This window comes from Streptomyces sp. NPDC001410 (assembly GCF_042895235.1).
Taxonomy (GTDB): domain Bacteria; phylum Actinomycetota; class Actinomycetes; order Streptomycetales; family Streptomycetaceae; genus Streptomyces.
This window is the reverse complement of sequence record NZ_JBIAWE010000001.1, coordinates 768,020-794,131: the sequence shown is the minus strand read 5'-3', so window position 1 is coordinate 794,131 and position 26,112 is coordinate 768,020. Positions and strand designations below refer to the sequence as shown.

Below are 26,112 nucleotides of genomic sequence, written 5' to 3'. Positions count from 1 at the left end.
GAGATGGTGCTCAGGACACATCACCGCCGGGACCGGGTGCGCGGGGACGAGGCGCGTGACTGCCACGCGCTGCGGGTACGGCTGGCACGCCCGGCCGACCCGGAACCGCTCGCCCGGCGCCTGGCCGCGTTCGAGGGCAGAGCCCGCCTCTGGGTCGAGGACGTTCCGTCGGCCCGCGACGATCCGGAGGCCGTCCGCCGCCGGGCGCGTGAACTGGCCCGGCCGGCAGCCGCCCGGTTCGGCCTGCGCGCGGTTCTGCTCGGGTACACCGGTGGCGAGGCCGACCTGCTCCTCGTGGCCCATCGCGCGGTGTTCGGTCGGCGTTCCCTCCACGCCCTGGCCCGCGCGGTGCTCGGCGACGGCACCGCGGTGCCGGAGCGGGGCGATGCCGACGTCCGCGGGACCGGGATCGAGGAGGCGGAGCCCGCGTGGGGTCTCGGCGATCCCGACTTCGGAGAGGAATGGGTCGAGGAACGGATCGGACCACCCGGGGACGGGGCCGATGAACCGGCCGCCTGGCTGGCCGCGCTCACCGTCCTGCTCGCCCGCTACGAGCCGCGCGAGCGGCCGGTCGTGGCCGCCCTCGGCGCCCGCAAGGACGAGGAACCCGTGCTGGTGCGGGCCGAGCCGGACGGGATCACCACGCTCGGCGAGGGCACCGCCTGGTTCCGGGACCGCCTCACCGCCGACCCGCCCGCGACGGCGCACCCCGTGACCGCCGGGATCGTCTTCGACCTGGACCGGGCCGAGGAAGAGACCGAGTACATACCGTTCCTGGCGCCCCCGTTCCCCCTCACGATCACCCTGACAAGGACCCCGGCCGGAGCGCTCGACCTGCGCTGCCACTCCCGTCCGCGGATCGTACGGCCGGCGATCGCCAACCAGTTCGTACGGCATCTCGTCGAGGTGCACCGCCAGGTCAGCGAGAAACCGTGGCTGCCGGCCGCCGCCGCCAAGCTGCTGCGCGGGCCCGAGCGGGAGCAGGTGCTCGCCCTCGGGCGCCCCGCGCGGGAACTGGAGAGCACGGCGCGGCGCATCGACGAGGTCTTCGCCGAGCGGGCCGCAGCACAGCCCGACGCGGTCGCGCTGTCGGACGAGGCCATCCAGGTCACCTACCGCGGTCTCGACCAGTGGGCCGACCGTCTCGCCCACGGTCTGCGCGAGGCGGGCGTTGGCGACGGCGACCTGGTGGGGGTCTGCCTGGAGCGGTCCGCGGAACTGGTGGCGGTGCTGCTCGGAGTGCTCAAGGCGGGCGCGGTGTACGTGCCGCTGGATCCCGCCTACCCGGCCGAACGGCTCGCCTACACGGTGACGAACTCCGGGCTCGGTGTGGTGGTCACCACGCTCACCGACTTCCCGGTCCCCGACGAGAAGGTCCGCCAGGTCACCCCCGCCCACCTCGCGGAACGTGGCGCGCGCGGGGGTGACGGGCCACCGCCCAGCACCACCGGCGCAGCCGGTCCGGCCTATGTCATCTACACCTCGGGCTCCACCGGGAGGCCCAAGGGCGTGCTCGTCCCGCACACCAATGTCGTAGGTCTGCTCGACGCCACCCGCGAGGATTTCGAGCTGAGCGCTGCCGACGTGTGGACGTTCTTCCACTCCGTCGCCTTCGACTTCTCCGTCTGGGAGATCTGGGGGTGCCTCCTGACCGGCGGGCATCTCGTGGTCGTGCCGTACTGGGTCTCCCGGTCCCCGGAACAGTTCCGCGACCTGCTGCTGGCCCGGCAGGTCACCGTGCTCAACCAGACCCCGTCGGGCTTCGCCCAGCTGATGGAGGCCGACCGGGCGCACGCCGCGGGGCTTGCGGTCCGGCTGGTGATCTTCGGCGGCGAGCCGCTCGACACCCGGCCGCTGCTGCCGTGGCTCGACCGCTACCCGGAGTCCCGCTGCCGGCTCGTGAACATGTTCGGCATCACCGAGACCACGGTGCATGTCACCGCCGAGACCATCACGCGGGAACTGGCCCTCACGGCCTCCAGGTCGGTGGGCCGGCCGCTGCCCGGCTGGTATCTCTGCGTTCTCGACAAGCACCGGGCACCGGTGCCCTTGGGTGTCGCCGGCGAGATCTACGTCGGCGGGGCCGGGGTCGCGCTGGGGTATCTCCGGCGGCCGGAGCTGACCGCCGAGCGGTTCCTGCCCGACCCGTTCACCGGCGGGCGCATCTACCGCACCGGTGACCGCGGCAGGCTGCGGCCCGACGGCAGGCTGGAGCACCTCGGCCGGATCGACAACCAGATCAAACTGCGCGGATTCCGCATCGAGCTGGACGAGATCCGTTCGGTGCTCGCCGAGAGCCCCGGCGTGGCCGCGGCCGTCGTCGTACTGCGCCAGGAGGATCCGGCCGACGCCGCCACCGGCCGGCTGGACGCCTACGTGGTCCTGACCGAGGGCAGCACGACGGGGCTGCGTGACCGGGCGGCCCGCATGCTCCCCGAGTACATGCTGCCGGCCACCATCACCGCGCTGCCGTCCCTGCCGACGACCGCCAACGGCAAGGTGGACCTGGCAGCCCTGCCGACACCGGACGCGACGACCGCGGCGAGCGCACCGGACGACGCGCGGCGGTGGACCGGCGACGAACTGTGCGACGACCTGCTCGACGTCTGGGGGCAGCTCTTCGGCGTCTCGGTGCAACCCTTCGACGACTTCTTCCGGCTCGGCGGGAACTCCCTGCTCGCGGTCCGCATGGCCGCGGTGATGCGGGAGCGGGGCCTTCCCGCACTGCATCCGCGCACGCTGTACCTGAACCCGACGGTGCGCGGGCTCGCCGACGCCCTGCGGTCCTGACCGCGTCTCGGCAGGGACACGAAGCAGGAACACGAACAGGCCCACCACCGTGCTGCGGTGGCGGGCCTCTTCGTGTCCCTGCCGGGCCCTGCGTCTACAGGCGCACCGGAAGCCTGGCGAGCAGATGCACTCCGAGCGTGGAGTCGGTGTACTCCAACTCCTCGCGCTTCACGGCGAGTTCCAGGCCGTCCCGGTTCAGCAGCAGATCGCCCAGGGCGACCTCGCTCTCCAGCTTGGCCAGCGCCGCCCCGACGCAGTAGTGCGGTCCGGCACCGAAACTCACATGGCCCTGGCCGCGCTTCATCTCGCGCCCGAGGTCGCAGCGTTCCGGATCCGGAAAGACCCGCGGATCGTAGTTGGCCGACAGGTACGAACCCGTCAGGGCCTCGCCGCGGCGGACCTGCACGCCGGCGAACTCCACGTCCTCGGTGGCGTAGCGGGGGCTGGCGAGCGGCACGGGGTTCGCCAGCCGCATCAGCTCGTCGATGGCGTGCGGCAGGAACTCGGGGGCGGCGCGCAGCCGTTCGAGCTGCTCGGGGTGGTCGAAGAGGGTCAGGACGGCGTTCGGGATGAAGTGCGAGGTGGAGTGGTGCCCCGCCCACACCAGCAGCAGCACCATCGCGATCATCTCGGCCTCGCTGAGCTGGTCACCGGACTCGTCCCGGGTGCGGACCAGCGTGGAGATCATGTCCTCGGCCGGCTCGGTGCGGCGCCGGGCGATCAGCTCCTTGGCGCACTCGACCATGCCCTGTGCGCTCGACACGACGTCGCCGTTCGCGTAGTCGTTCATCAGCCCCCGCATGTGCGGCTGGTCGGCCTTGTCGATGCCGATGAGTTCGCAGATGACGGTGCCCGTCAGGGGTGAGGAGTACTCCTCGAGCAGATCGCCCTCTCCCTTCGCGGCCAGGGTGTCGAGCAGCTGCGCCGAGATCTCCTCCATGCCCGGACGCAGTGCTTTGATACGGCGCACGGCGAACGCGGGGGTGACCAGGCGGCGCAGCCGCGCGTGATCCCTGCCGTCCACGAACATCATGTTGTTGGCGTATCCACGGAATTCTTCCCGGAATTCCTCGGGCAGGTCGTAGACGGCCAGCATCTGGTCGACGACTCCCATGCCGTGGTGTCCGGGCACATTGCTGTAGTCCGTCACGAAACGCGGGTCGCTCAGCGCCGCTTTCACGTCCTCGCAGCGCGTGACCAGCCAGACCGGCGGAGCACCGGGATTCCCTATGCGCACCAGCGGGGAATTCTCCCGAAGACGGCCGTAGGCGCCGATCGGGTCATGGGTGAATTCCGGGTCCATCAGGCTGACGATGGGCTCAGCCATATACCGTCGTCTCCTTCTGCGCGGATGGTGTGGGGTTCAGACGGATGCCGTGGTGGACGGTCCGGAACGCAGCTCCAGGACGCAGCACTTCACTCCGCCGCCGGCCTTGAGCAGTTCGGAGATGTCGGCACCGAAGGTCCGGTAGCCGCGCTCCTGAAGCAGCTCCGCCAGACGCACGGCCTCCTGTGCGAGAACCACGTTCCGGCCGTCGGAGACCGCGTTGAGGCCGAAGACGGCAGCGTCCGCCTCCGTGGCGAGGATCGCGTCCGGGAAGCGCTCCTCGAGCAGCGCACGGCTCTGAGGCGCGAAGGCGCCCGGGTAGTACATGATCTCTTCGTCGCCGAGCACGGCGAGCGCCGTGTCCAGATGGTAGAAGCGCGGGTCGACCAGCTTCAGGCCGAGAACGGTCCGGCCGAAGTACGCGGCCGCCTCCTCGTGCGCCCGCGGCTCCGTGCGGAAGCCGGTGCCCGCGAGGACGGTGTCGCCCACGGTCAGGAAGTCGCCCTCGCCCTCACCGTGGAAGTCGGCCTGCCGCACGTCCCGGTAGCCGTGGCGCGGAAACCAGTCCAGGTACGTCCTGGCCTCGTCGGCCCGCTGCCCGTGCCGGAAGAGGGCGACCAGCACCCTGCCGTCCACGACGGTCGCGCCGTTGGCCGCGAACACCATGTCGGGCAGCCCGGGCTCGGGCTCGACCAGGTCCACGGTGTGGCCGAGGCCCACCAGCAGGTCGTGCAGCCGCTTCCACTGGGACAGGGCCAGGTCGGCCGACGTGGGCTTGTCGGGGTTCATCCACGGGTTGATCGAGTAGGTCACGTCGAAGTAGGTCGGCCGGCACATCAGATAATGCCGTGGCCGGGCAGTACGGATGTCCGTGGGGACTCGATTCTGTGGTTGCCTCGGCACTGCGGATCCCTTCGTCTCGACTGCGGATGTTCCCAGCGGCACAGGGGAATTCGGCGGAACCGGTAAAGGCGTGCATATGCGGATTGCCGTGTCGGGGGCCGGAGAACAGCATGGGCAGGGCGGCCCGCCGGCCACAAGTGAGCCGGCTCCGCGGTGTCCCGCCGGCGGGACACCGCGACGAAAAGGCGAACTCACCGCACCGAAGCGGAATTTCTTCGGGCCGCACCCCGATGGCCCCTCGGTCCCGTCAGTTCGGGTACGTGGACCGGGCGCGGCGGATGTCGATCTGGCCGTACTTGGTGCGGGCGCGTACCTCGACGGTGTCCTCGGCGTCGCCGGGCGCCTCGGTCGCGGCAAGCGTGTTGTGGACGCGGCCGTCGGTGGAACTGACGTTGAGGTAGGCGCCCGTGCCCTCGCGAACACCGATCTCGATGCTGCCGGTGCTGGACTCCAGCACGACCGTGCCGCGTGCCACCTCGCCGATGCGCAGACGGCCGTGGGTCGCCTTGGCGCTGACTGAGGCATGGGCCCGCTCGACGGTGATGTCGCCGGTGGCGCCTATGACGGTGAGGCTGCCGGTGACGTCGGTGACCGTGGTGGCACCGTGGGTGTTCTTCAGCACCGCGGGGCCGTCGATCGAGTGGAAGCGCAGATTGCCGGAGCTGGTGGCCGCTTCGGTGTGCCCGACCGCACGACCGACGGTGATGTCCCCGGAGTTGGCGGTCAGCCACACCGGGCCCGCCTCGTCCATGTGGATCGAGCCGGAGGCGGCCTTGACCCGGCATTCGCCGAGCCGCCCTTCAGCAACGAGGTCTCCCCAGTTGACCGAGGCCTCGATCTGGGAGTCGGCCGGCAGTGCGATGGTGATCTCGACGTTGCCGCCGCGGCTGAACACCGGGTACTGCTTGGGCGCCTTGACCCTCAGCTGTCCGTCGGCGAAGGAGACCTTTGTCTGCCTGGCGATGCGTACGTCGAGATCCCGGGACCTGTCGACCGGCTGGACGCCGACGACGGTGTCCCGGCGGTCCTCGGCGAGGAACCGGACGACCGCCCCGTCCATTTCCACGGAGGCGAGGATGGGCTTCGGAGTGTCGAAAGTGGGCATGGCTGTGGAGCTCCCGTCGGTGACGCGCCTGCTGATGCGATCGATGGTGGAGGACCCCGACGGCTGACGCACCCATCCCGTGCGGCGGCTGAGAGTGAGACCCTTAGGCAAGGTTGCGCCGAAGTGGCGCCCTCAGGGTGCTCAGCGAAACAGCCCGCGTACCGCCTTGCCCGGGGCGGGCTTCTTCGGGCTCCCGGCCGCCTCCCGCGATGCCGCTGTCTCCTGGGGCTCGGCACCCTCCCCGACCGGGGCGTCCTGTCCGGACGAGGTGTCCTCGCTGTCGCCGGCAGCCGTGGCGCCGTCGTCCGAGGGGCGGGCCGGCCGTTCCCGGGTCACCGGCGGGCGCGCACCCTCACCGCGGAGTCGGTCGGTCAGGCCGTCGAGGATGACCTCGACACCGAAGGCGAACTTCTCACTGAGCAGTTCGACCGGATCGGCCCCGAGTCGCTCCTCCAGACGGGCGCGCAGCCGCGGGTACCGGGAGGCGATCTCGTTGGCCTCCGCCACCACGTCGCCCGCGCTGTCGCCGGCCCGCGCCGCGGCCGCCTGGGTCGCATCGAGCAGGGCGGTTCCGGCCACGAACGTGAACGCGGCGTTCACGGCCCAGTCGAGGTCTCGCCCCTTGAATCCGGCCACTTCGTAGATGGCGTAGGAGTGGTCCTGGAACCGCGCCATTCCGGGACCGTAGACGAAGTGCGTACTGATGGCGGGCACCAGCCACGGATGGCGCTTGACCATCGCGTACGTGTCCTGGACCAGCGCCCGGGCCGCGACCCGCCAGCCGCTCTCGACCGGGTCGAGCAGTTCGATCTCGCCCCACACCCGGTCGGCGGCGAGGACGACGAGGTTCTCCTTGCTGCCGACGTGCCAGTAGACGGCCGTCGCCGCCGAGCCCAGCCGCTTGCCGAGCCGCCGCATGCTCAACCCCTCGACGCCCTCCGCGTCGAGCAGCTCGATCGCCGCCTCCACGATCTGATCGCGATTCAACGTTTCCCGCGGCATGACCAAAGCCTAACCCACCGCTTGCACAGTGTTCTAGGAACCACTTGCACACCGTGCAACTGGCTCCTATCCTGCTGCCCGTGCCGGACTTGAACACCGTGAAAGTCGAGGGCGCGGCAAGCCGTGCGCGGCCTCGGACACATCTGAGGAGAAAGGCTGGAGCGCCGTGGAAACCGTGACCGAAACAATCGTGCCCACGCGGTCGGCGGCGATCTCCGTCGCCGGCCTGCGCAAGTCCTACGGGGACAAGGTCGTGCTCGACGGCATCGACATGACCATCCCCGAGGGCACCGTCTTCGCGCTGCTCGGCCCGAACGGTGCAGGCAAGACCACCGCCGTGCAGATCCTGTCCACGCTCATTCCCGCCGACGGCGGCGAGGCCCGGGTGGCCGGCCATGACGTGGCGGCCGAGGGCCACTCCGTCCGCAAGGCGATCGGTGTGACCGGCCAGTTCTCGGCCGTCGACAACCTGCTGACGGGCGAGGAGAACCTGCTGCTGATGGCGGACCTGCACCACCTCGACCGCGCCGAGGGCAGGCGGCGGACCGCCGAGCTGCTGGAGCGCTTCGACCTCACCGAGTCGGCGAAGAAGCCCGTCTCCACCTACTCCGGCGGTATGCAGCGCAAGCTCGACCTGGCGATGACCCTGGTGGGCGACCCCCGGGTGATCTTCCTGGACGAGCCGACCACGGGGCTCGACCCGCGCAGCCGCCACACCATGTGGGAACTGATCCGCGATCTCGTCGCCACCGACCGGGTCACGATCTTCCTGACCACCCAGTACCTGGAGGAGGCGGACCGGCTTGCCGACCGCATCGCGGTGCTGGACGGAGGCAAGCTGATCGCCGAGGGCACGCCGAAGGAGCTGAAGCGCCGGGTGCCGGGCGGCTACATCCGCCTGGAGTTCGCCGACCGCGCCGAACTGGACACCGCCACCACGCTGTTCGACACCGGGCGGCGCAACGACGACGACCTCACGCTGGAGATTCCCAGCGACGGCAGCATCGCCACCATCCGGGCGGTCCTGGACGTTCTGGACAACACCTCGGTCGAGGCACAGAACCTCACCATCCACACCCCCGACCTCGACGACGTCTTCTTCGCCCTGACCGGCCGTGCCAAGAACGAGATGGAGGGTGCGTCATGAGCGGTGTCTCCTACGCCCTGACCGATTCGGTGACGATGCTGCGCCGCAACATGCGGCACCTGATGCGGTACCCCATCATGATCATCGCGTACGTGGGCCAGCCCGTGTTCATCCTGCTGGTGGTGGTCGGCATCTTCGGCCACGCCCTGGGGCATGGTCTGGGCGTCCAGTCCACCGACGGACACCGGTACATCGACTACGTGGCCCCCGCGATGATCCTCATCACGATCAACTACGGGCTCACCACGACGGCGTTGAACGTCAGCAACGACATGACCGCCGGCATCATGGACCGGTTCCGCACCATGGCGATCGCGCGTTCCTCGATCCTGATCGGGCACGTCCTCGAAGCCGTCGTGCGCACCCTGTTCAGCATCGCCCTGGTCCTCGGCCTCGCGGTGGCCCTGAAGTTCCGGCCGGACGCCACCCCGGTCGAGTGGCTCGCCGCGATCGGCCTGATGGCGCTGCTCACGCTCGCGTTCACCTGGCTGGTGATGGCGTTCGCCCTGGCCACCAGGAGTCTGGAGGGCGCCAACAGTCTCACCTTGCCGCTGCAGTTCCTGCCCTTCCTCAGCAGCGCGTTCGTGCCCGCCTCGACGATGCCCGCCGGCGTCGACTGGTTCGCCCGCAACCAGCCCCTGACCCCGATCATCAACACGCTGCGCGGACTGCTGATGGGTTCGAGGATCGGCAACGACGGCATCGTCGCCGTGGCCTGGTGTGTCGGCATCGCCCTGGTCGGCTACTTCTGGTCCAAGGCTTCCTTCAACCGGAACTCCACCGCCCCGGTCGCCGCCACACCGGCCGCCAAGAGGTAGCGGGAGCGCCTCGCCGACACGCAGGATCGGGGCTGGACCGAGGCTAGAGCGGCAGCGCCTCTGCCGCCGCTCCGGCCTCCGCCGACTCGACAGGCGAGGGCACGGCCGGCAGGAACGCCTCGGTCTCCTCCACCCTCTGCTGCGGCAGCGACACCGGCCGCAGCGGGCGCGGCCCGGACACCACCGTGTAGTCCTGCCCCAGGAACGGCGGCTCCACCACGCCAGGGTCCTCGCCCAGCGCCAACTGAACAGCTGCCCAAGGCGCGTTCACCCCACAGAGGGACAGCTGGTGCAGCCCCCCCGCGGGCCTCGTGTTGACGTCCAGCAGCACCGGACGGTCGCCGAACATGCGGAACTGGATGTTGGACAGGTAGTGCAGCCCGAAGCCCTCCGCGATCAGCCGGGCCGGCTCCAGCCACTGCTCGTGCAGCGTGAAGCCCCGGCGGCGGCCGTTCTTGGTGCGGCCCACGGCCAGCCGGACCCGGTTGTCCGGACCGGTCAGGCAGTCGACGGACACCTCCGGCTGCTCCAGACGCGGCATCACCAGCCAGTCCACGGTCTCCTCGGCCCGCTCCAGCGCCTCGACGACCAGGTCCAGCTGGACGTACGGGCCGGGGAAGCCGTTGAGGTGCATGAGCGAGAAGGGGGCGCGCGTGATCACGCGGAAGCCGACCCCGCCCGCGCCGGCGGCCGGCTTGAAGCACGCCTTGTGTCCGGCAGCCTCCAACTCCTCGACCGCGGCGACGAGTTCGTCCGCCGTACGCACCCGCCACCACGGCGGCACCGGCACGCCGACCGAGCGGACCGCCTCGTACGCGGTCGCCTTGTCCTCGAACACGGCCACCGCCTCGGGGGTCGGCGCCAGAAGAGCCGTGCCCACGGCCGCGAAATCGGCGCGGTGCGCCACGATCGCCGCCTGGTGCAGCCGCGGCACGAACACGTCGATCCCGCGCCGCGCGCACTGGTCGAGGGCGTACTCGACGTACGCGGCCGGGGACAGGCCCTCCGGCTCCAGGTCGGCGGTGTCGGCAGCGGCCAGCACGGGGGAGTCGGCGTCCCCGTGCGTGGCATGGATCTCGACCGCCCGGTCGCTGGGATTTCTCCGCAGCTGATCCATGAAGAACACGTTCTCCGCGTACGTGCGGTTGAGCCAGACGCGTACGCGAGAGAGCATGCAGGCCGCCTTTCGGGGTTTTCGGGCAGGGCTCAGCGGCCCGTGCCCGGGCAGGAGAGAGGAAGGGTCACCAAACGGCCCTGTGCGAAGGGGGATCAGGGGCGTTGGCGTTGGGGCGATCATACGGCTTTCAAGAGCCCCCGCGTGCAACGTGGATGTTACGGATTTCCAGCCCCGTCCAGCGCTCGTCCAGCGCCCGTCCAGCGGGACCCGACCGGCGCGGGATCCCCTTGTCCCCGGCCGGTGAAATGTGTTGTCGTGGTGCGGACAGGATGATCGGAAGGGGTGCGGGGTGGAGTCGACGGCCGGGGCCGGACAGCTGCTGGCCATCAGTGACCTGCACATCTCCTATCCGGAGAACCGCGCGCTCGTCGAGCGGATGCGGCCCGGGACGGATGACGACTGGCTGATCGTGGCCGGGGACATCGCGGAGACCGTCGAGGACATCCGCTGGACCCTCGCCACCCTCGCGGGCCGCTTCCGCAAGGTCCTGTGGGCGCCCGGCAACCACGACCTGTGGACCCATCCGAGGGACACCGTCACCCTGCGCGGCGTCGCCCGGTACGAGCACCTCGTCGCCCTGTGCCGGGAACTGGGCGTGACCACGCCCGAGGATCCGTACCCGGTCTGGCACGGCCCGGGCGGCCCGGTCGTCGTCGCCCCGCTGTTCCTGCTGTACGACTACTCCTTCCTACCGGCCGGCTGCGCCACCAAGGAGGAGGGGCTGGCCTACGCGGAGAGCACCGGCATCGTCTGCAACGACGAGTACCTGCTCCACCCCGACCCCTACCCGACCCGCGAGGACTGGTGCCGGGCCCGCGTCGCCGAGACCGAGCGCAGACTCGCCGAGCTGCCCGCGGACCTGCCCACCGTCCTCGCCGGCCACTACCCGCTCGACCGGCACCCGATGGACGTGCTCTGGCACCCGGAGTTCGCCATGTGGTGCGGCACCGCCCGCACCGCCGACTGGCACCGCCGGTTCCGGGTCGAGACCATGGTCTACGGACACCTGCACATCCCGCGGACCACCTGGCACGAGGGTGTCCGCTTCGAAGAGGTGTCCGTGGGATACCCCCGTGAATGGCGCAAGCGCTCGGTACCCCCGGGGCAGCCGCGCCGCATCCTGCCGATGGAGGTCGAACCCGGTGATCGAGGAGCTGCTCCCGGAGTCGGTGGTGGCCGTGGAAGCGTTCGGTGACCACGAGGACCAGGAGAGCTCGCTGTACCCGGAGGAGCGGCAGCTCGTGGCTCGGGCGGTGGCCAAGCGCCGCCGGGAGTTCGCGGCCGTACGGGTCTGCGCCCGGCGCGCCATGGAGAAGCTGGGCGTGCCGCCGCAGCCCGTGCTGTCCGGTGAGCGCGGTGCGCCCCGCTGGCCGGCCGGGCTGGTCGGCAGCATGACCCACTGCGACGGCTACCGCGCCGCCGCACTGGTCCGCGCCGCGGATCTGGCCTCCCTCGGGATCGACGCCGAGGTCCACGGACCACTGCCGGAGGGTGTGTTCGAGAGCATCGCACTGCCCGCCGAGCAGGACCGCGACCGTCATCTGTGGGCCACCCGGCCCGGGGTCCACTGGGGCCGGGTGCTGTTCAGCGCCAAGGAGTCCGTCTACAAGGCGTGGTTTCCCCTCGCCCGCGCCTGGCTGGACTTCTCCGAGGCCGACATCGAGCTGGTCAGCGAACCCGGCCCCGGCCTGCGCGGCCGCTTCCATGCCCGGCTCCTCGTCCCGGGGCCGGAGGTGGACGGCGTACGCCTGACCGGGTTCGACGGCCGCTGGCTGGTGTCGGACGGTCTCGTCCTGACGACGGTGGCCGTCCCGCACCACTGAACGGGACGGCCACCGGTCGCCGGCTCACTCCTGTGGGCACCAGTGGCGCAGCAGTCTGAAGAACTCTTCCTCGTTGCCCGCGAGTCCCGCCCGGGCCAGGGCCCCGTCCGCCTCGGCGAGCACGGCGGGCGGCACCATGATGGGCCGGCCGCCGTCCACGGGGCCGTCGAAGGCGGCGCGCACGGTGTGCAGCAGCCTCAGATAGGCCTGTACGGCGGTGCGCTCACGGTCGGTCAGTAGGGCGGTGGGCATCGGTCGGCTCTCCCCGGTTCGGCGTCACGGTCGCGCGCCCTGCGGCGCCGTGCACCGCAGTCGCACGGCGCACACCTCCAGCTTGCCGTCCACCACTGACAACGCCGTTCGGCTCTGCTTCGGTTCGCCCGCTTAGCCGAGGCGACGCCACCGGAATCCCCTGGATGCAGGGGTGGCCGACATGCCGCGACCGCGCCCGGCGGGCGGACGCATGGCGACGTGAGGTTCGCGGCGGGGTGCCGGGCGGGTCAGCCCTGCGGTCCCGGATACCCGAGTGACGCCTCGATGCGGCCGGCCACGTCGTCCCGGCGGCCCGGGCCGCGCAGGGCCGAACCGGACAGCCAGGTGCGGCACTTGCTGGCGAGGAGCAGGCCGAAGGTCTCGGCCTCGCGCTCCTCGGTCTGGTCGAAGCGGGTGCGGGCGGCGACGCGGTGGATCGTGGCCTGCAGGGCGGCCTGATCGGTGTCGTCGCTCAGCAGCCGGGTCGCGACGCCGATTCCGGCATGGTCGAGGTGGTGGCCGCTGTGGTCGGCCTGCATGTGCCACAGCTCGTGACCGAGGATGACCAACTGGTGGGCGGGCGCGGTGCGTTGCTCCACGACGATCAGGTCGCGGTCGGCCATGTCCAGCCACAGGCCGCTGGCCGTACCGGGCGGGAAGGCGGCCGTACGGAAGTGGACGGGGCGGCCGCGGCGGCGGCTCATCGTGTCGCACAGCGCCCGGTACAGCTCCTGCGGCGGGGCCGGCGCGGGCAGGGTGAGGTCCCCGACCAACTCGGCGCACAACCGGCGCATGTCCCTGCCGATGCCCACAGTCCTCCCCTGCTTCACGACTCGGGCCGCTTGACGCTCTCCAGCAGCATGTCGAGCCACTCCGCGACCTTGTCCCGGTGCTGGTCGGTGGGCAGTTGCGCGGCCCGCCAGGCGATCCCGCGCACCCCGTGGTCCTGCAGCAGCCGCTCCAGCGGATCGTCCGCCGCCTCGGCCGTGGCCCGCTCCCGGTCGGCGAGCTTCTGCAGCAGCTCCTGCTCGGTGCGCTGCAGCGCACCCGCGAGGGCCTCGGGGTCCTCCGCGGTGAGGAAGCCGGCGTGCACCCGGAAGAACCGCTGCAAGGCGTCGCAGTGCTCCATGGTGGGCCGCCGGTCGCCGTTGATGAGCGCGCCGGCCTGCTGCCGGGACATACCCGCGCCGTCGGCGATCTCCTGCTGGGTGTACTTGCGCCCGTTGGGCTTCAGCCGAGTGCGGCGCAGCAGGTCCAGGCGCTGCAGAAAGCGGGCCTGGACGTCCGGCTCGCCCGCGGGGCGGCCGCTGAGCAGGGCCTTGACCACCGGCTCCGGGACACCGCAGGCGACGGAGAGCCGCCCGATGTCGAAGACCTCGGCGTGCGGCACGCCGAGCCGGTCGGCGAGTGCGGTGACGCGGGCGACGACGGCCGGCAGCTGAGCGGTCTCCGTGGCGCCCGGATCCTCGTAGCCATCCGTCACCGACAGAACTCCTACGTCTCTCGAGGGCTTGAGGTGCGTCGCTTGTCACAAGCGGTTGTCGTGAACTTCCCGGAGAGTAGCGGGTGCTTCGAACTCGCAGCCAGGTCCCGCCACAACTGTGGCGAATTTCAGCCGTCAACCGGCATGAAATGCCACGATAGTTGACATGGATCTCGTCGGGGCAGCAGGATCGCTTCGCCGCGTGAAGGCCGGCAGAGGCAAGAGGGGTGACCTCCCGATGGCACATCAGGCAGGAGGGCAGTGGCCGGCGCCGCGGCCCGTCCCCGAGGGCTGCGAGGTCCAGGCGTACCTACAGGACTACGCCACGCTTCTGGAGGCTCTGCCGCTCCCGTCCCTGGTCGTCGACCACCGCTGGAACGTGGTTCTGGCCAACGGCGCTTTCGAGACACTTTTTCGGGGCGTGCGCCCTCATCCGACGGCCATGCCCGGGGACAACTTCCTGCGGTTCGTCCTTTTCCACCCCGACGCCGCCGAGATCCTCGGCGACCACGAGGCGGGCTGGTGTCTGCCGATGCTGGCCCACTTCGAGACCGCCGTCGAGCGCTACGGCCACGACCACGAACTCCAGGCCGTCCGCCGGGACATCGCCCAGGACCCGATCATGGAGGCCGCCTACCGGCAGGGTCTGCCGCACTGGATCCGCGCCGTCGGCGAGGCCGGGACACAGCTCGACGGTGCCGTACGCCTCCTGGTCCACCCCGATCCGCGGCGGGGCCCGATCGAGTGCCGGATCGTCGAGGAGACGCCCCGAACGCTCCAGGAGATCGGCTGCGCCCGCCTGACCATGGTCCTGCGTGACGCCCGCCGCCCGGCCGCGGCCTCACGCAGGCCGCGCCGGGCGCGCGGAGCGGGCACCCATCTGGCGGTCGTTCCGGACCCCGAGGACTGACCCGGCTCCGTCGGCGTTCAGGTCGCCGACGGGGCCGGGCCGGAAACCCCCTCCGCCCCACGACGCCCCAGGTCCGTCCTGCGACACCCCATGCCCTGTCTACGCAAACGGCTTGCGTAACTTGCGCTACTCTTGCGTGCATGACGCGACGACTTGCGGAAGTGGCGAAGAAGGTCGGGGTCAGCGAGGCCACGGTCAGCCGGGTGCTCAACAACAAGCCCGGTGTCTCCGATGCCACCCGGCAGGCGGTGCTGACGGCCCTCGACGTCCTCGGCTACGAGCGCCCCACCCAGCTGCGCGGCGAACGCGCCCGCCTCGTCGGCCTGGTCCTGCCGGAGCTGCAGAACCCCATCTTCCCGGCGTTCGCCGAGGTCATCGGGGGCGCCCTCGCGCAGCTGGGACTCACCCCGGTGCTGTGCACGCAGACCAAGGGCGGGGTCTCGGAGGCGGACTACGTGAAGCTGCTCCTGCAGCAGCAGGTCTCCGGCGTCGTCTTCGCCGGCGGCCTGTACGCGCAGGCCGACGCCCCGCACGACCACTACCGGCTGCTCGCTGACCGCAACATCCCGGTCGTGCTGGTCAACGCGGCCATCGAGCACCTCGGCTTTCCGGGCGTGTCCTGTGACGATGCCGTCGCCGTCGAGCAGGCCTGGCGGCACCTGGCCTCCCTCGGGCACGAGCGGATCGGTCTCGTGCTCGGGCCCGGGGACCATGTGCCGTCGGCGCGGAAGCTGGCGGCGGCGCGGGCGCTCGCCGGTGAGCTGCCGGACGCCTTCGTCGCCCGGGCCATCTTCTCCATCGAGGGTGGCCACGCGGCGGCCTCCCGGCTGATCGACCAGGGCGTCACGGGCATCATCTGCGCCAGTGACCCGCTCGCGCTCGGCGCGATCAGGGCGGCCCGGCGCAAGGGGCTCGACGTCCCGTCCCAGGTCTCCGTGGTCGGTTACGACGACTCCGCGTTCATGAACTGCACCGAACCCCCGTTGACCACTGTCCGCCAGCCCATCGAGGCCATGGGCCGGGCGGCGGTCGAGCTGCTGAACGTGCAGATCGGCGGGACGGCCGTACCGGCGGAGGAGCTGCTGTTCGAACCGGAACTGGTGGTCCGGGGGTCGACCGCGCAAGCACCTCGTTCCTGAGATCCACTCAGCTGTCCAATAATTTCAGATTCTGCGCGATATATTGCGGGCTGATGTCGTCGGTGCTTGAGTGTGCGGCGCCCACCGCTCCTGCCTTGAGGGGTCCACCGATGAGAAGCACCGGGTTCCGCCGTACCCTCGCCGCGATCGGCGTCTGTTCCTGCCTCGCTCTCGCCGCGTCCGCCTGCGGGTCGGGCGACGACGGCTCGGCGGGCGGCAAGACCCGCATCACGGTCAACTGCGAGCCGCCCAAGAGCGCCAAGGTCGACCGGCGGTTCTTCGAGCAGGACATCGCCTCGTTCGAGAAGCAGAACCCGGACATCGACGTCGTCGCGCACGACGCCTTCCCCTGCCAGGACCCGAAGACCTTCGACGCCAAGCTCGCCGGCGGCCAGATGGAGGACGTCTTCTACACGTACTTCACCGACGCCGGGCACGTCGTCGACATCAACCAGGCCGCCGACCTCACGCCGTACCTCAAGGAACTCAAGAGCTACGACACCATCCAGAAGCAGCTGCGGGACATCTACACCGTGGACGGGAAGGTCTACGGCATACCACGTACCGGATACAGCATGGGGTTGATCTACAACCGCAAGCTCTTCGAGAAGGCCGGACTCGACCCCGACAAGCCCCCGGCGACCTGGGACGAGGTCCGCGCCGACGCCAAGCGGATCGCCGCCCTCGGCGACGGCACCGTCGGATACGCCGACTACAGCGCGCAGAACCAGGGCGGCTGGCACTTCACCGCCGAGCTGTACTCGCAGGGCGGCGACGTCGTCGGCGCCGACGGCAAGCAGGCCACCGTCGACACCCCCGAGGGCCACAACGTCCTCCAGAACCTGCACGACATGCGGTGGACGGACGACTCGATGGGCAGCAAGCAGCTCCTCGTCATCAACGACGTGCAGCAGATGATGGGTTCGGGCAAGCTAGGCATGTACCTCAGCGCCCCCGACAACATCCCGATCCTGGTCAAGGAGAAGGGCGGCGACTACAAGGACCTCGCCCTCGCCCCCATGCCCGGCGGCAAGGGCACCCTCATCGGCGGCGACGGCTACATGTTCAACAAGAAGGACACGCCCGCCCAGATCCGCGCCGGCCTGAAGTGGCTCGACCACATGTTCCTCACCCCGGGAGCCGGCTTCCTCGGCGACTACGCCCGCGCCAAGAAGAACGACGCACCCGTCGGCCTGCCCGAGCCACGCCTGTTCACCGGCGCCGCCGACGCCAAGGACCAGCAGGTCAAGAAGGCCAACGCCAACGTCCCGGTGGAGAACTACCAGGCCTTCCTCAACGGCAACCGGCAGCTGCGGATGAAGATCGAGCCGCCGGACGCCCAGCAGATCTACTCCGTCCTCGACGGCGTCGTCTCCGCCGTCCTCACCAAGAAGGACGCGGACATCGACCAGCTCCTGGGGGACGCGTCCGGCAAGATCGACAGCATTCTGGCCCGGAGCTGACCGCCATGCCGAAGACGGCCGACCGGCGCCCGGTCGAGGAGCCCGCCGTCCAGCCGGTGCAGGCGCCGTCCCCGGTAGGGGGCCGGGGGCGGCGCCGCCTCGCCGACCAGGCCCGCGCCCACGCCTTCCTGCTCGGCGGCCTGATCTGCTTCGCGCTGTTCTCCTGGTACCCGGCGATCCGCGCGGTCGTCATCGCCTTCCAGAAGTACACGCCCGGCTCCTCGCCCGAGTGGGTCGGCACCGCCAACTTCACCCGCGTCTGGCACGACCCCGAGTTCACGGCGGCCTGGCGCAACACGCTCACCTTCACCCTGTTGGCCCTGCTGATCGGCTTCGCCGTCCCCTTCGTCCTCGCCCTCGTCCTCAACGAGCTGCGGCACGCGAAGGCCTTCTTCCGGGTCGTGGTCTACCTGCCCGTGATGATCCCGCCGGTGGTCAGCGCCCTGCTGTGGAAGTGGTTCTACGACCCCGGAGCCGGCCTCGCCAACGAGACGCTGCGCTTCCTGCACCTGCCCACCTCGAACTGGACCAACGGCACCGACACCGCACTGATCTCCCTGGTGATCGTGGCGACCTGGGCCAACATGGGCGGCACCGTCCTCATCTACCTGGCCGCCCTGCAGTCCGTCCCCGGCGAGCTGTACGAGGCCGCCGAACTGGACGGCGCGAACCTGCTCCAGCGCATCCGGCACGTGACGGTCCCACAGACCCGGTTCGTCATCCTGATGCTGATGCTCCTTCAGATCATCGCCACCATGCAGGTGTTCACCGAGCCGTTCGTCATCACGGGCGGCGGACCGGAGAACGCCACGGTCACCGTCCTCTACCTCATCTACAAGTACGCCTTCCTCTACAACGACTTCGGCGGCGCCTGCGCGCTCAGCGTGATGCTCCTCGTGCTGCTCGGCGCCTTCTCCGCCGGCTATCTGCGGCTCACCCGCGCCGAGGGGGACGCATGAGCACCCGGACCCTGATCTCCCCGGCCACGCTCGCCCGCCCCCGCGGCAGGGCCGCCTACTGGACCGTGTTCACCGGCGTCGTCCTGCTCTTCGCGCTCGCCTTCCTCTTCCCGGTCTACTGGATGGTGACCGGCGCGGCGAAGTCCCCGGACGAGGCGGCCCGGACCCCGCCGACGCTGGTCCCGCAGCACTGGCACACCGGCGGCTACACCGACGCCTGGGACCTGATGCAACTGCCGCAGCACCTGTGGAACACGGTGGTGCAGGCGGCCGGCGCCTGGGCGTTCCAGCTGGTGTTCTGCACGGCCGCCGCCTACGCCCTGTCCAAGCTGCGGCCCGCCTTCGGCAAGGTGATCCTCGGCGGCATCCTCGCCACCCTGATGGTCCCGGCCCAGGCGCTGGTCGTACCCAAGTACCTGACCGTCGCCGACCTCCCGCTGATCCACACCAGCCTGCTGAACGACCCCCTCGCCATCTGGCTCCCGGCCGTCGCCAACGCCTTCAACCTCTATCTGCTGAAGCGGTTCTTCGACCAGCTGCCGCGCGATGTCATGGAGGCCGCCGAGATCGACGGCGCGGGCAAGCTGCGGATCCTGTGGTCGGTCGTGCTGCCCATGTCCCGGCCGGTTCTCGGCGTGGTGTCGATCTTCGCGCTCGTCGCGGTGTGGCAGGACTTCCTGTGGCCGCTGATGGTCTTCTCCGACACCGACAAGCAGCCGATCAGCGTGGCCCTCGTCCAGCTGTCGCAGAACATCCAGCTCACCGTGCTCATCGCCGCGATGGTGATCGCCAGCATCCCGATGGTGGCACTGTTCCTCGTCTTCCAGCGGCACATCATCGCCGGGATCAGCGCGGGCAGCACCAAGGGCTGAGACAGCGGCCCCGTCTACAGAAAGGCAAGCCCAGTGGGACAGCCCACCCATGCCCCGACGGACCACGACTGGTGGCGCTCGGCCGTCATCTACCAGGTGTACGTCCGCAGCTTCGCGGACGGCGACGGCGACGGCACCGGCGACCTCGCGGGGGTCCGCGCGCGGCTGCCGTACCTCGCCGAACTCGGCGTCGACGCCCTGTGGTTCAACCCCTGGTACCTGTCACCCATGAAGGACGGCGGCTACGACGTCGCCGACTACCGTGCGATCGACCCGGCCTTCGGCACCCTCGCCGAGGCCGAGAAGCTCATCTCCGAGGCACGTGAGCTGGGCATCCGCACGATCGTCGACATCGTGCCCAACCACGTCTCCGACCAGCACCCCTGGTTCCGGGCGGCCCTCGCCGCAGGGCCGGGCAGCCCCGAGCGCGAGCTGTTCCACTTCCGGCCCGGACGCGGCCCGCACGGCGAACTCCCGCCCAGCGACTGGCCCTCGCAGTTCGCCGGCTCCACCGAACCGGTCTGGACCCGGCTGCCCGACGGCGACTGGTACCTGCACCTGTTCACCCCCGAGCAGCCCGACCTCAACTGGGCCCACCCTGCGGTCCGCCAGGAGCACGAGGACATCCTGCGCTTCTGGTTCGAGCGCGGAGTGGCCGGCGTGCGCATCGACTCGGCGGCCCTGCTCGCCAAGGACCCGGACCTGCCCGACCTCGCCGCACACCCCGAACCGCACCCCTTCGTCGACCGCGACGAACTCCACGACATCTACCGCTCCTGGCGGTCCGTGGCCGATGCCTACGGCGGTGTGTTCGTCGGCGAGGTCTGGCTCCCCGACCCCGAACGCTTCGCCCGCTACCTGCGCCCCGACGAACTCCACACCGCCTTCAACTTCGCCTTCCTGTCCTGCCCCTGGGACGCCGGGCGGCTGCGCGCCGCCATCGACAGCACCCTCGCCGAACACGCCCCGGTCGGCGCCCCGGCCACCTGGGTGCTGTGCAACCACGACGTGACGCGCACGGTCACCCGCTACGGCCGCTCGGACACCGCCTTCGACTTCGCCACCAAGGCCTTCGGCACCCCGACGGACCCGGCGCTCGGCACCCGCCGGGCCCGGGCGGCGGCACTGCTGTCACTGGCGCTGCCCGGGGCGGTCTACCTGTACCAGGGGGAGGAGCTGGGCCTGCCGGAGGCCGAGATCCCGGTCGACCGCATCCAGGATCCGATGTACTTCCGGTCGCACGGCGTCGACCCGGGCCGCGACGGCTGCCGGGTGCCGCTGCCCTGGACGGCCGACGCGCCGTACGCGGGATTCGGCTCACGCGAGGAGCCGTGGCTGCCGCAGCCGGTCGACTGGCCGTCGTACGCGGTCGACCGTCAGCAGCAGAACGCGTCCTCCATGCTGACCCTCTACCGCGAGGCCATCGCCACCCGCCCGGCCTTCGGCGACGGACCCCTGACCTGGCTGCCCGCCCCCGAAGGTGTGCTCGCCTTCTCCCGCGCGCAGGGCGTGACGTGCGTGGTGAACCTCGCCGCCGCACCCGCCGAGCTGCCCGCGCACCGCGAACTCCTGCACAGCAGCGGCCCGCTGGACGACCGGGGCCGGCTCCCGCAGGACACGGCGGCCTGGCTGCGCGCCTGAGCCGCCCCCGCACTCCCTGCTGTCCCACGCACCCCCACCACGAAGGGATCAGCACATGCACAGCAGCACCGCCGAACATGTCAGGCGCATGCCAGCCATCGGGGCGGTCGTCGCCCTGGCCGCCGGCATGCTCGTCGCCGTGGCCCCCACCGCCCACGCGGCTTCGGGCGCCACGCTCCCCTTCACCTCCGTCGAGGCCGAGTCGGCGAGCACCACCGGCACGAAGACCGGCCCCGACTACACCCAGGGCACCCTCGCCTCCGAGGCCTCCGGACGGCAGGCCGTACGGCTGACCTCCGGGCAGCGCGTCGAGTTCACCGTGCCGCGCGCGTCCAACGCCGTGAACGTCGCCTACAGCGTCCCGGACGGGCAGTCCGGTTCCCTCAACGTGTACGTCAACGGCACCGAGCTCGCCAAGACGCTCCCGGTGACCTCCAAGTACTCCTACATCGACACCGGCTGGATCCCGGGCGCGAAGACCCACCACTTCTTCGACAACGCCCGGCTGCTGCTGGGGCAGAACGTCCAGGCGGGCGACAAGATCGCCTTCGAGTCGACCGGCACCCAGGTCACCGTGGACGTCGCCGACTTCGAGCAGGTCGCGGCCGCCACCGCCCAGCCCGCCGGTTCGGTGTCCGTCGTGTCCAAGGGCGCCGACCCCAGCGGCAACGGCGACTCCACCCAGGCCTTCCGGGACGCCATCGCGGCGGCCCAGGGGGGAGTGGTGTGGATCCCGCCGGGCGACTACCGGATCACCTCCTCCCTCGGCGGGGTACAGAACGTGACCCTGCAGGGCGCGGGCAGCTGGTACTCGGTCGTGCACACCTCCCGGTTCATCGACCAGTCCAGCTCCTCCGGAGGCGTGCGCATCAAGGACTTCGCGGTGATCGGCGAGGTCACCGAGCGCGTCGACTCCAGCCCGGACAACTTCGTCAACGGCTCTCTGGGACCGGGCAGTTCGGTCTCCGGCATGTGGATCCAGCACATGAAGGTCGGCCTCTGGCTGATGGGCGACAACGACAACCTGGTGGTGGAGAACAACCGCATCCTCGACACCACCGCCGACGGCCTCAACCTCAACGGCACCGCCAAGGGCGTGCGCGTCAGCAACAACTTCCTGCGGAACCAGGGCGACGACGCACTCGCCATGTGGTCGCTGTACTCCCCGGACACGAACTCCAGCTTCGAGAACAACACGATCTCGCAGCCCAACCTCGCCAACGGCATCGCCGTCTACGGCGGCACCGACATCGCGGTGAAGAACAACCTGATCTCCGACACCAACGCCCTCGGCAGCGGCATCGCGATCTCCAACCAGAAGTTCCTCGACCCCTTCCACCCCCTGTCCGGCACCATCACCGTCGACGGCAACACCCTCGTCCGCGCCGGCGCGATGAACCCCAACTGGAACCATCCGATGGGTGCCCTGCGCGTCGACTCCTACGACAGCGCGATCAACGCGACGGTCAACATCACCAACACGACGATCACCGACAGCCCCTACAGCGCCTTCGAGTTCGTCTCCGGGGGCGGCCAGGGCCATCCGGTCAGGAACGTCAACGTGACCGGGGCGACCGTGCGGAACACGGGTACGGTCGTCGTCCAGGCCGAGGCACAGGGCGCGGCCACCTTCCACAACGTCACCGCCACCCAGGTCGGCGCCGCCGGCATCTACAACTGCCCCTACCCGGCGAACTCCGGCTCCTTCACGCTCACCGACGGCGGCGGCAACTCCGGCTGGTCCAGCACCTGGTCGGACTGCTCCACCTGGCCCCAGCCCGGCCAGGGCAACCCCGACCCGGACCCGAACCGCAACCTCGCCATGGGCCGCCCGGCCACGGCGACGGGCTCCCAGGACGTCTACACCCCCGGCAAGGCGGTCGACGGCGACGCGGGCAGCTACTGGGAGTCCACCAACAATGCGTTCCCGCAGTCCTGGACGGTCGACCTCGGCTCCTCCTACGCGGTCCGCCGACTCGTGCTGAAACTGCCCCCGTCCCCGGCCTGGGGCGCCCGCACCCAGACCATCACGGTGCTCGGCAGCACCGATGGCTCGACCTACTCGACCGTGGCCGGCTCCCAGGGCTACCGCTTCGACGCGGCCACCGGCAACACGGCCACCGTCGCCCTCCCCGGCGGCACCGACCTGCGCTACCTCCGCCTGAGCGTCAGCGCCAACACCGGCTGGCCGGCCGGGCAGTTCAGCGAGGTGGAGGCCTACCTCACCTCCTGACCCGGCCCGAGCGTCACAGATCCAGCACCAGGCGAGCGCCCCGGCACCGGGACACGCAGATCATCATCGTGTCGCCCGCTGCCCGCTCCTCCTCAGTGAGGACCGAGTCCCGGTGGTCCGGGGCGCCGTCCAGGACGTCCGTCTCGCAGGTACCGCAGGTCCCCTCGGTGCAGGAGTACAGCACCTCGACCCCGGCGCCGCGCACCGCGTCCAGCACGGAGACGCCCGCCGGGACGACGACGGTACGACCGCTGCGCGCCAACTCGACCTCGAACTCGCAGTCGATGGACCCCTGTTGAAACTTCGGCTGGAACCGCTCCACTCGCAGCACCCCGCCCGGGCAGCGCTCCTCGACCGCGTCCAGCAGGGGCGCCGGACCGCAGCAGTAGACCAGGGTGCCGTCGGGAACCTCGTCCAGCACCGCGCCGAGGTCGAGAAGCCCGGTCTCGTCCTGTGGGGCGAGGGAGACCCGGTCGCCGTAACGCACCAACTCCTCGGCGAAGGCCATGGAACCGCGGCTGCGGCCGCCGTACAACAGGGACCACTCGGCGCCCGCGGTCTCGGCCGCCGCGAGCATCGGCAGGATCGGGGTGATGCCGATGCCGCCCGCGACGAACCGGTAGCGGGGAGCGGGCTCCAGCCGGAAGTGGTTGCGCGGCCCGCGCACCCGTACCTTGTCACCCAAGCCCAACTGGTCGTGGACGTAAGCGGATCCTCCCCCAGCCTTCGGCCGGGGGGACCCCCATCGCCCGTCCGGCTCCCGCAGCACCGCGATCCGCCACGCGGACCGGTCCGCCGGGTCCCCGCACAGCGAGTACTGCCGTTCCAGCCCGGGCGCGAGCAGCAGGTCCACATGGGCGCCGGGCCCCCAGCCGGGCAGGTCCCGGCCGAGCGGGTCGCGCAGGGTCAGGGCGAGAACGCCGTCGGCAACGAACTCCCGTGCAGCGACGACGACTTCGGCCTCGTTCATCGTGCGGCCTCCTGAAGCAGATGCCCCTCCGGATGCCCGAGCATCCACTCCCACATCTCGACCGGGTCCTGTGCGGTGTGCTCGGCCCCGCAGTGACAGGTGCCGTGCAGCAGGTCGCTGCCGGGCAGCCAGTCGATGCGGTAGATCTCCCCGGTGGCTGCGCTCACCGGACCTTCTCCACGGGCTTGGCGCCCTCCTCGACCAGCCGGGTCAGGATGCGGCGGGCGGCCAGGCCGCCGGTGTCGATGTTGATGCTCAGCTCCTGGTAGCCGGTGCGCTCGGTGCCGAGCGTGCGCTGGAGCAGGTTGAGCGCGTCCACGTCCTGCATCACCACGGTGTGGTTGCTGCCCCGCAGGAACTCGGTGACCTCGGCGTCCTCGGTGGCCCAGTCCCGGGAGACGGCCCAGAAGTCGTACACCTTCCCCTCCGACGACGGCGTGATGGCGTACGTGATCTCGGTGTGGAAGCCGTGCGGGTCGCTGCCGTCCGGCTCGGGTACGACACCCACCGGGGCGATGCGGCTGTGCAGCAGGTACAGGCAGGGCGCGTGGTACTCGATGTCCTGCCAGCGGGTGATCCGGCCCTCGATCCCGGTCGAACGGGCGTAGAACGGCGGGCACTCGGCGTCGTCCATGTGCCGGCTGACCCGCACGACGCCCGCGCCCTCGTCCACCTCGGTGGTGATGGGCGTCTCGGCGACCTCCGGGGTCCCGATGTACCCGCCGTGCAGATAGGTCTCGTGGGAGAGGTCCAGCAGGTTGTCCACGAGCAGGCCGTAGTCGGCGTCGATCGGTTCCATGCCCCGGACCGTCACCCAGCCCGGCGCGTCCAGGTGCCGGGCCCGCGGGATCGTCCGCGGGTCGGCGAGGGCCGGATCGCCGATCCACACCCAGACCAGCGAGTCCCGCTCCACGACCGGGTAGGCGGCGACGCGAGCGGTGCGCGGCACCCGGTTCTGCCCCGGCACGTACACGCAGGCGCCGGTGCGGTCGTAGGTGAACCCGTGGTACCCGCACACGATCCGGTCGCCGTCCAGGCCGCTCTCGGACAGCGGGTAGCGGCGGTGCACACAGCGGTCGTACAGGGCGACCGGGGCGCCGTCCTCCTCGGCGCGGTAGAACACGAGCGGTTCACCGAGGATCGTCCGGCCGAGCAGCTCGCGCCCGACCTCCTCGCTGTAGGCGGCGACGTACCACTGGTTCCTGGCGAACGCGGTCACATGAGGCATGGAAGCGGCTCCCGTCTGTGGGTCGTTGCGACATCGTCGGGACGGGCTGCACAGGGGCGCAACACGGCTTCCGCCTCACGGAAGGGTGCTTCGAAAGCGGCTGTTCAGGGGGATCAACGGAGCCTGGATACGGCGGTGCGGGCCAGAGCCAGTGTCCGGGAGCGTTCGGGTGCCGTGGGGCTGCCCGCGTCGCTGAGCACGAGCAGGGTCTTGTCCACGGCCACCAGGACCAGGGTCTCCTGGACGGTGAACGTCCCGGTGGTCGCGGTGACCGTGGCGTGCCACGACGCATCGCCGATCCCGGCCGAGCCGTGCGGCACCACTTGCTCCGTACCCGTGGAGCCGTCGCTCCAGCCGATGGAGAACGCGGGGCAGCCGGACAGCGTACGCGCGGCCTGCTCCAGGTCCTGCCGTGCTCCGCTTCCCGGCAGCCTGCGCAGCACCTGCTGGAGGAACGGTCCGCTCTGGCTCATGGCGAAGTTGACCCTGGCCTCGACCGCGTCGGGGCGGGAACTGCGGGCGGACTCCAGGGAGTTGAGCGCGGTGAGGCATTCGGGGCGGTCGGAGTGCGCCGGGGGATCGTCTCGGAGGACGGTCTTCACATAGCCGGGCGGCAACTGGGCCGTGGTGAGCAGGGCCGCGGACAGATCCTCGGGGCCGGTGGAGGCGGAGGGCGAGGGTACCTGCGTCGGAGCCACGGTGTCCGACCGGTGGCCTTGGCTGCCGCAGCCGGTGAGGGTCGTACCCGCCAGCAGCGCCGCCACGACCGGTAGGGTGGCGAGCCGTCGGCGCCCGGTGGCGGACGTCGCAGCGGATCTCGGGCTCACGGGTGCCTCCTTCGGACGGCGGGCGATCGTCTGGCGCGGCCGG

The 26,112-nt window shown here is 70.7% G+C and carries 24 protein-coding genes; 12 read left to right on the top strand and 12 right to left on the bottom strand.

The annotated features are described in order from the left end of the window. The first annotated feature begins 3 nt into the window (after positions 1-3). Positions 4-2,790, top strand: coding sequence for an amino acid adenylation domain-containing protein (locus ACFY3C_RS03475; RefSeq protein ID WP_386577713.1), 2,787 nt, complete (start codon positions 4-6; stop codon positions 2,788-2,790). 94 nt (positions 2,791-2,884) lie between these two features. Here the strand turns inward: ACFY3C_RS03475 and ACFY3C_RS03470 are convergent, their stop codons facing one another. The 4 genes from ACFY3C_RS03470 to ACFY3C_RS03455 form a co-directional block, all read right to left on the bottom strand. Next, a complete protein-coding gene (locus ACFY3C_RS03470; RefSeq protein ID WP_386577714.1) occupies positions 2,885-4,117 on the bottom strand; it encodes a cytochrome P450 in 1,233 nt (410 codons plus the stop codon). A 36-nt stretch (positions 4,118-4,153) separates the two neighbouring features. Then, complete coding sequence (gene ddaH / locus ACFY3C_RS03465; RefSeq protein WP_386577715.1) at positions 4,154-5,020, bottom strand: dimethylargininase; 867 nt, start codon at positions 5,018-5,020, stop codon at positions 4,154-4,156. 247 nt (positions 5,021-5,267) lie between these two features. Continuing rightward, positions 5,268-6,125, bottom strand: a complete 858-nt coding sequence (locus tag ACFY3C_RS03460) for a DUF4097 domain-containing protein (protein WP_386577716.1) — start codon at positions 6,123-6,125, stop codon at positions 5,268-5,270. Positions 6,126-6,266: 141 nt separating this feature from the next. Beyond that, entirely contained in the window at positions 6,267-7,127 is an 861-nt protein-coding gene (locus tag ACFY3C_RS03455; RefSeq protein ID WP_386577717.1) for a TetR/AcrR family transcriptional regulator, read from the bottom strand. 175 nt (positions 7,128-7,302) lie between these two features. Between ACFY3C_RS03455 and ACFY3C_RS03450 the strand changes: the two genes are divergently transcribed. Beyond that, positions 7,303-8,274, top strand: a complete 972-nt coding sequence (locus tag ACFY3C_RS03450) for an ATP-binding cassette domain-containing protein (RefSeq protein WP_386577718.1) — start codon at positions 7,303-7,305, stop codon at positions 8,272-8,274. Further along, positions 8,271-9,092 (top strand): ABC transporter permease, encoded by an 822-nt coding sequence (locus ACFY3C_RS03445; RefSeq protein WP_386577719.1) that lies wholly within the window; start codon positions 8,271-8,273, stop codon positions 9,090-9,092. Before ACFY3C_RS03450 ends, ACFY3C_RS03445 begins: the two co-directional genes overlap by 4 nt. A 43-nt stretch (positions 9,093-9,135) precedes the next feature. Here ACFY3C_RS03445 and ACFY3C_RS03440 read toward each other — a convergent pair whose 3' ends face one another. Next, complete coding sequence (locus ACFY3C_RS03440; RefSeq protein WP_390769522.1) at positions 9,136-10,266, bottom strand: ATP-grasp domain-containing protein; 1,131 nt, start codon at positions 10,264-10,266, stop codon at positions 9,136-9,138. A 292-nt stretch (positions 10,267-10,558) separates the two neighbouring features. On the opposite strand from ACFY3C_RS03440, the gene ACFY3C_RS03435 reads away from it, so the two are divergent. Then, a complete protein-coding gene (locus tag ACFY3C_RS03435; protein WP_386577721.1) occupies positions 10,559-11,464 on the top strand; it encodes a metallophosphoesterase family protein in 906 nt (301 codons plus the stop codon). Continuing rightward, the gene (locus ACFY3C_RS03430) at positions 11,412-12,092 is read left to right on the top strand and encodes a 4'-phosphopantetheinyl transferase (RefSeq protein ID WP_386577722.1); all 681 of its coding nucleotides are present in this window, start codon (positions 11,412-11,414) and stop codon (positions 12,090-12,092) included. Before ACFY3C_RS03435 ends, ACFY3C_RS03430 begins: the two co-directional genes overlap by 53 nt. Before the next feature lie 24 nt (positions 12,093-12,116). On the opposite strand, the gene ACFY3C_RS03425 is transcribed toward ACFY3C_RS03430, so the two are convergent. The 3 genes from ACFY3C_RS03425 to ACFY3C_RS03415 all read right to left on the bottom strand — a co-directional run bounded on the left by ACFY3C_RS03425 (position 12,117) and on the right by ACFY3C_RS03415 (position 13,827). Further along, entirely contained in the window at positions 12,117-12,344 is a 228-nt protein-coding gene (locus ACFY3C_RS03425) for a hypothetical protein (protein ID WP_386577723.1), read from the bottom strand. A 248-nt stretch (positions 12,345-12,592) separates the two neighbouring features. Further along, positions 12,593-13,138, bottom strand: a complete 546-nt coding sequence (locus ACFY3C_RS03420; protein WP_390769547.1) for a toxin-antitoxin system, toxin component — start codon at positions 13,136-13,138, stop codon at positions 12,593-12,595. Positions 13,139-13,170: 32 nt separating this feature from the next. Beyond that, positions 13,171-13,827, bottom strand: a complete 657-nt coding sequence (locus tag ACFY3C_RS03415) for a helix-turn-helix domain-containing protein (RefSeq protein ID WP_386577724.1) — start codon at positions 13,825-13,827, stop codon at positions 13,171-13,173. Positions 13,828-14,065: 238 nt separating this feature from the next. Here ACFY3C_RS03415 and ACFY3C_RS03410 point away from each other — a divergent pair, with 238 nt between their 5' ends. The 7 genes from ACFY3C_RS03410 to ACFY3C_RS03380 all read left to right on the top strand — a co-directional run bounded on the left by ACFY3C_RS03410 (position 14,066) and on the right by ACFY3C_RS03380 (position 23,044). Then, entirely contained in the window at positions 14,066-14,737 is a 672-nt protein-coding gene (locus ACFY3C_RS03410; RefSeq protein WP_390769521.1) for a hypothetical protein, read from the top strand. Between the two features lie 140 nt (positions 14,738-14,877). Further along, positions 14,878-15,876 carry a LacI family DNA-binding transcriptional regulator gene (locus tag ACFY3C_RS03405; RefSeq protein WP_390769520.1) on the top strand — a complete coding sequence of 333 codons (999 nt, stop codon included), beginning with the start codon at positions 14,878-14,880 and terminating at the stop codon, positions 15,874-15,876. Between the two features lie 110 nt (positions 15,877-15,986). Beyond that, on the top strand, positions 15,987-17,339 hold the full coding sequence (locus ACFY3C_RS03400) for an ABC transporter substrate-binding protein (RefSeq protein ID WP_390769519.1): 1,353 nt from the start codon (positions 15,987-15,989) through the stop codon (positions 17,337-17,339). Between the two features lie 5 nt (positions 17,340-17,344). Continuing rightward, entirely contained in the window at positions 17,345-18,298 is a 954-nt protein-coding gene (locus ACFY3C_RS03395; RefSeq protein ID WP_390769518.1) for a carbohydrate ABC transporter permease, read from the top strand. Further along, the gene (locus ACFY3C_RS03390; RefSeq protein ID WP_390769517.1) at positions 18,295-19,170 is read left to right on the top strand and encodes a carbohydrate ABC transporter permease; all 876 of its coding nucleotides are present in this window, start codon (positions 18,295-18,297) and stop codon (positions 19,168-19,170) included. Before ACFY3C_RS03395 ends, ACFY3C_RS03390 begins: the two co-directional genes overlap by 4 nt. Before the next feature lie 33 nt (positions 19,171-19,203). Next, entirely contained in the window at positions 19,204-20,811 is a 1,608-nt protein-coding gene (locus ACFY3C_RS03385) for a glycoside hydrolase family 13 protein (protein ID WP_390769516.1), read from the top strand. A 55-nt stretch (positions 20,812-20,866) separates the two neighbouring features. Further along, positions 20,867-23,044, top strand: a complete 2,178-nt coding sequence (locus ACFY3C_RS03380; RefSeq protein ID WP_390769515.1) for a discoidin domain-containing protein — start codon at positions 20,867-20,869, stop codon at positions 23,042-23,044. Between the two features lie 13 nt (positions 23,045-23,057). Here the strand turns inward: ACFY3C_RS03380 and ACFY3C_RS03375 are convergent, their stop codons facing one another. From ACFY3C_RS03375 to ACFY3C_RS03360, 4 genes are all read right to left on the bottom strand, one after another. After that, complete coding sequence (locus ACFY3C_RS03375; protein ID WP_390769514.1) at positions 23,058-24,014, bottom strand: PDR/VanB family oxidoreductase; 957 nt, start codon at positions 24,012-24,014, stop codon at positions 23,058-23,060. Next, positions 24,011-24,181, bottom strand: coding sequence for a hypothetical protein (locus ACFY3C_RS03370; protein WP_386577733.1), 171 nt, complete (start codon positions 24,179-24,181; stop codon positions 24,011-24,013). Before ACFY3C_RS03370 ends, ACFY3C_RS03375 begins: the two co-directional genes overlap by 4 nt. Beyond that, a complete protein-coding gene (locus tag ACFY3C_RS03365) occupies positions 24,178-25,242 on the bottom strand; it encodes a Rieske 2Fe-2S domain-containing protein (protein WP_390769513.1) in 1,065 nt (354 codons plus the stop codon). Before ACFY3C_RS03365 ends, ACFY3C_RS03370 begins: the two co-directional genes overlap by 4 nt. 113 nt (positions 25,243-25,355) lie before the next feature. Further along, positions 25,356-26,069, bottom strand: coding sequence for a hypothetical protein (locus ACFY3C_RS03360; RefSeq protein ID WP_390769512.1), 714 nt, complete (start codon positions 26,067-26,069; stop codon positions 25,356-25,358). Positions 26,070-26,112 lie beyond the last annotated feature (43 nt).

Coding starts and splice junctions, on each gene's coding strand:
- ACFY3C_RS03405 (WP_390769520.1), top strand. CDS start 14,878: ATGACGCGACGACTTGCGGAAGTGGCGAAGAAGGTCGGGGTCAGCGAG.
- ACFY3C_RS03425 (WP_386577723.1), bottom strand. CDS start 12,344: ATGCCCACCGCCCTACTGACCGACCGTGAGCGCACCGCCGTACAGGCC.
- ACFY3C_RS03390 (WP_390769517.1), top strand. CDS start 18,295: ATGAGCACCCGGACCCTGATCTCCCCGGCCACGCTCGCCCGCCCCCGC.
- ACFY3C_RS03455 (WP_386577717.1), bottom strand. CDS start 7,127: ATGCCGCGGGAAACGTTGAATCGCGATCAGATCGTGGAGGCGGCGATC.
- ACFY3C_RS03410 (WP_390769521.1), top strand. CDS start 14,066: ATGGCACATCAGGCAGGAGGGCAGTGGCCGGCGCCGCGGCCCGTCCCC.
- ACFY3C_RS03445 (WP_386577719.1), top strand. CDS start 8,271: ATGAGCGGTGTCTCCTACGCCCTGACCGATTCGGTGACGATGCTGCGC.
- ACFY3C_RS03380 (WP_390769515.1), top strand. CDS start 20,867: ATGCACAGCAGCACCGCCGAACATGTCAGGCGCATGCCAGCCATCGGG.
- ACFY3C_RS03375 (WP_390769514.1), bottom strand. CDS start 24,014: ATGAACGAGGCCGAAGTCGTCGTCGCTGCACGGGAGTTCGTTGCCGAC.
- ACFY3C_RS03420 (WP_390769547.1), bottom strand. CDS start 13,138: ATGCGCCGGTTGTGCGCCGAGTTGGTCGGGGACCTCACCCTGCCCGCG.
- ACFY3C_RS03470 (WP_386577714.1), bottom strand. CDS start 4,117: ATGGCTGAGCCCATCGTCAGCCTGATGGACCCGGAATTCACCCATGAC.
- ACFY3C_RS03460 (WP_386577716.1), bottom strand. CDS start 6,125: ATGCCCACTTTCGACACTCCGAAGCCCATCCTCGCCTCCGTGGAAATG.
- ACFY3C_RS03365 (WP_390769513.1), bottom strand. CDS start 25,242: ATGCCTCATGTGACCGCGTTCGCCAGGAACCAGTGGTACGTCGCCGCC.
- ACFY3C_RS03400 (WP_390769519.1), top strand. CDS start 15,987: ATGAGAAGCACCGGGTTCCGCCGTACCCTCGCCGCGATCGGCGTCTGT.
- ACFY3C_RS03475 (WP_386577713.1), top strand. CDS start 4: ATGGTGCTCAGGACACATCACCGCCGGGACCGGGTGCGCGGGGACGAG.
- ACFY3C_RS03395 (WP_390769518.1), top strand. CDS start 17,345: ATGCCGAAGACGGCCGACCGGCGCCCGGTCGAGGAGCCCGCCGTCCAG.
- ACFY3C_RS03440 (WP_390769522.1), bottom strand. CDS start 10,266: ATGCTCTCTCGCGTACGCGTCTGGCTCAACCGCACGTACGCGGAGAAC.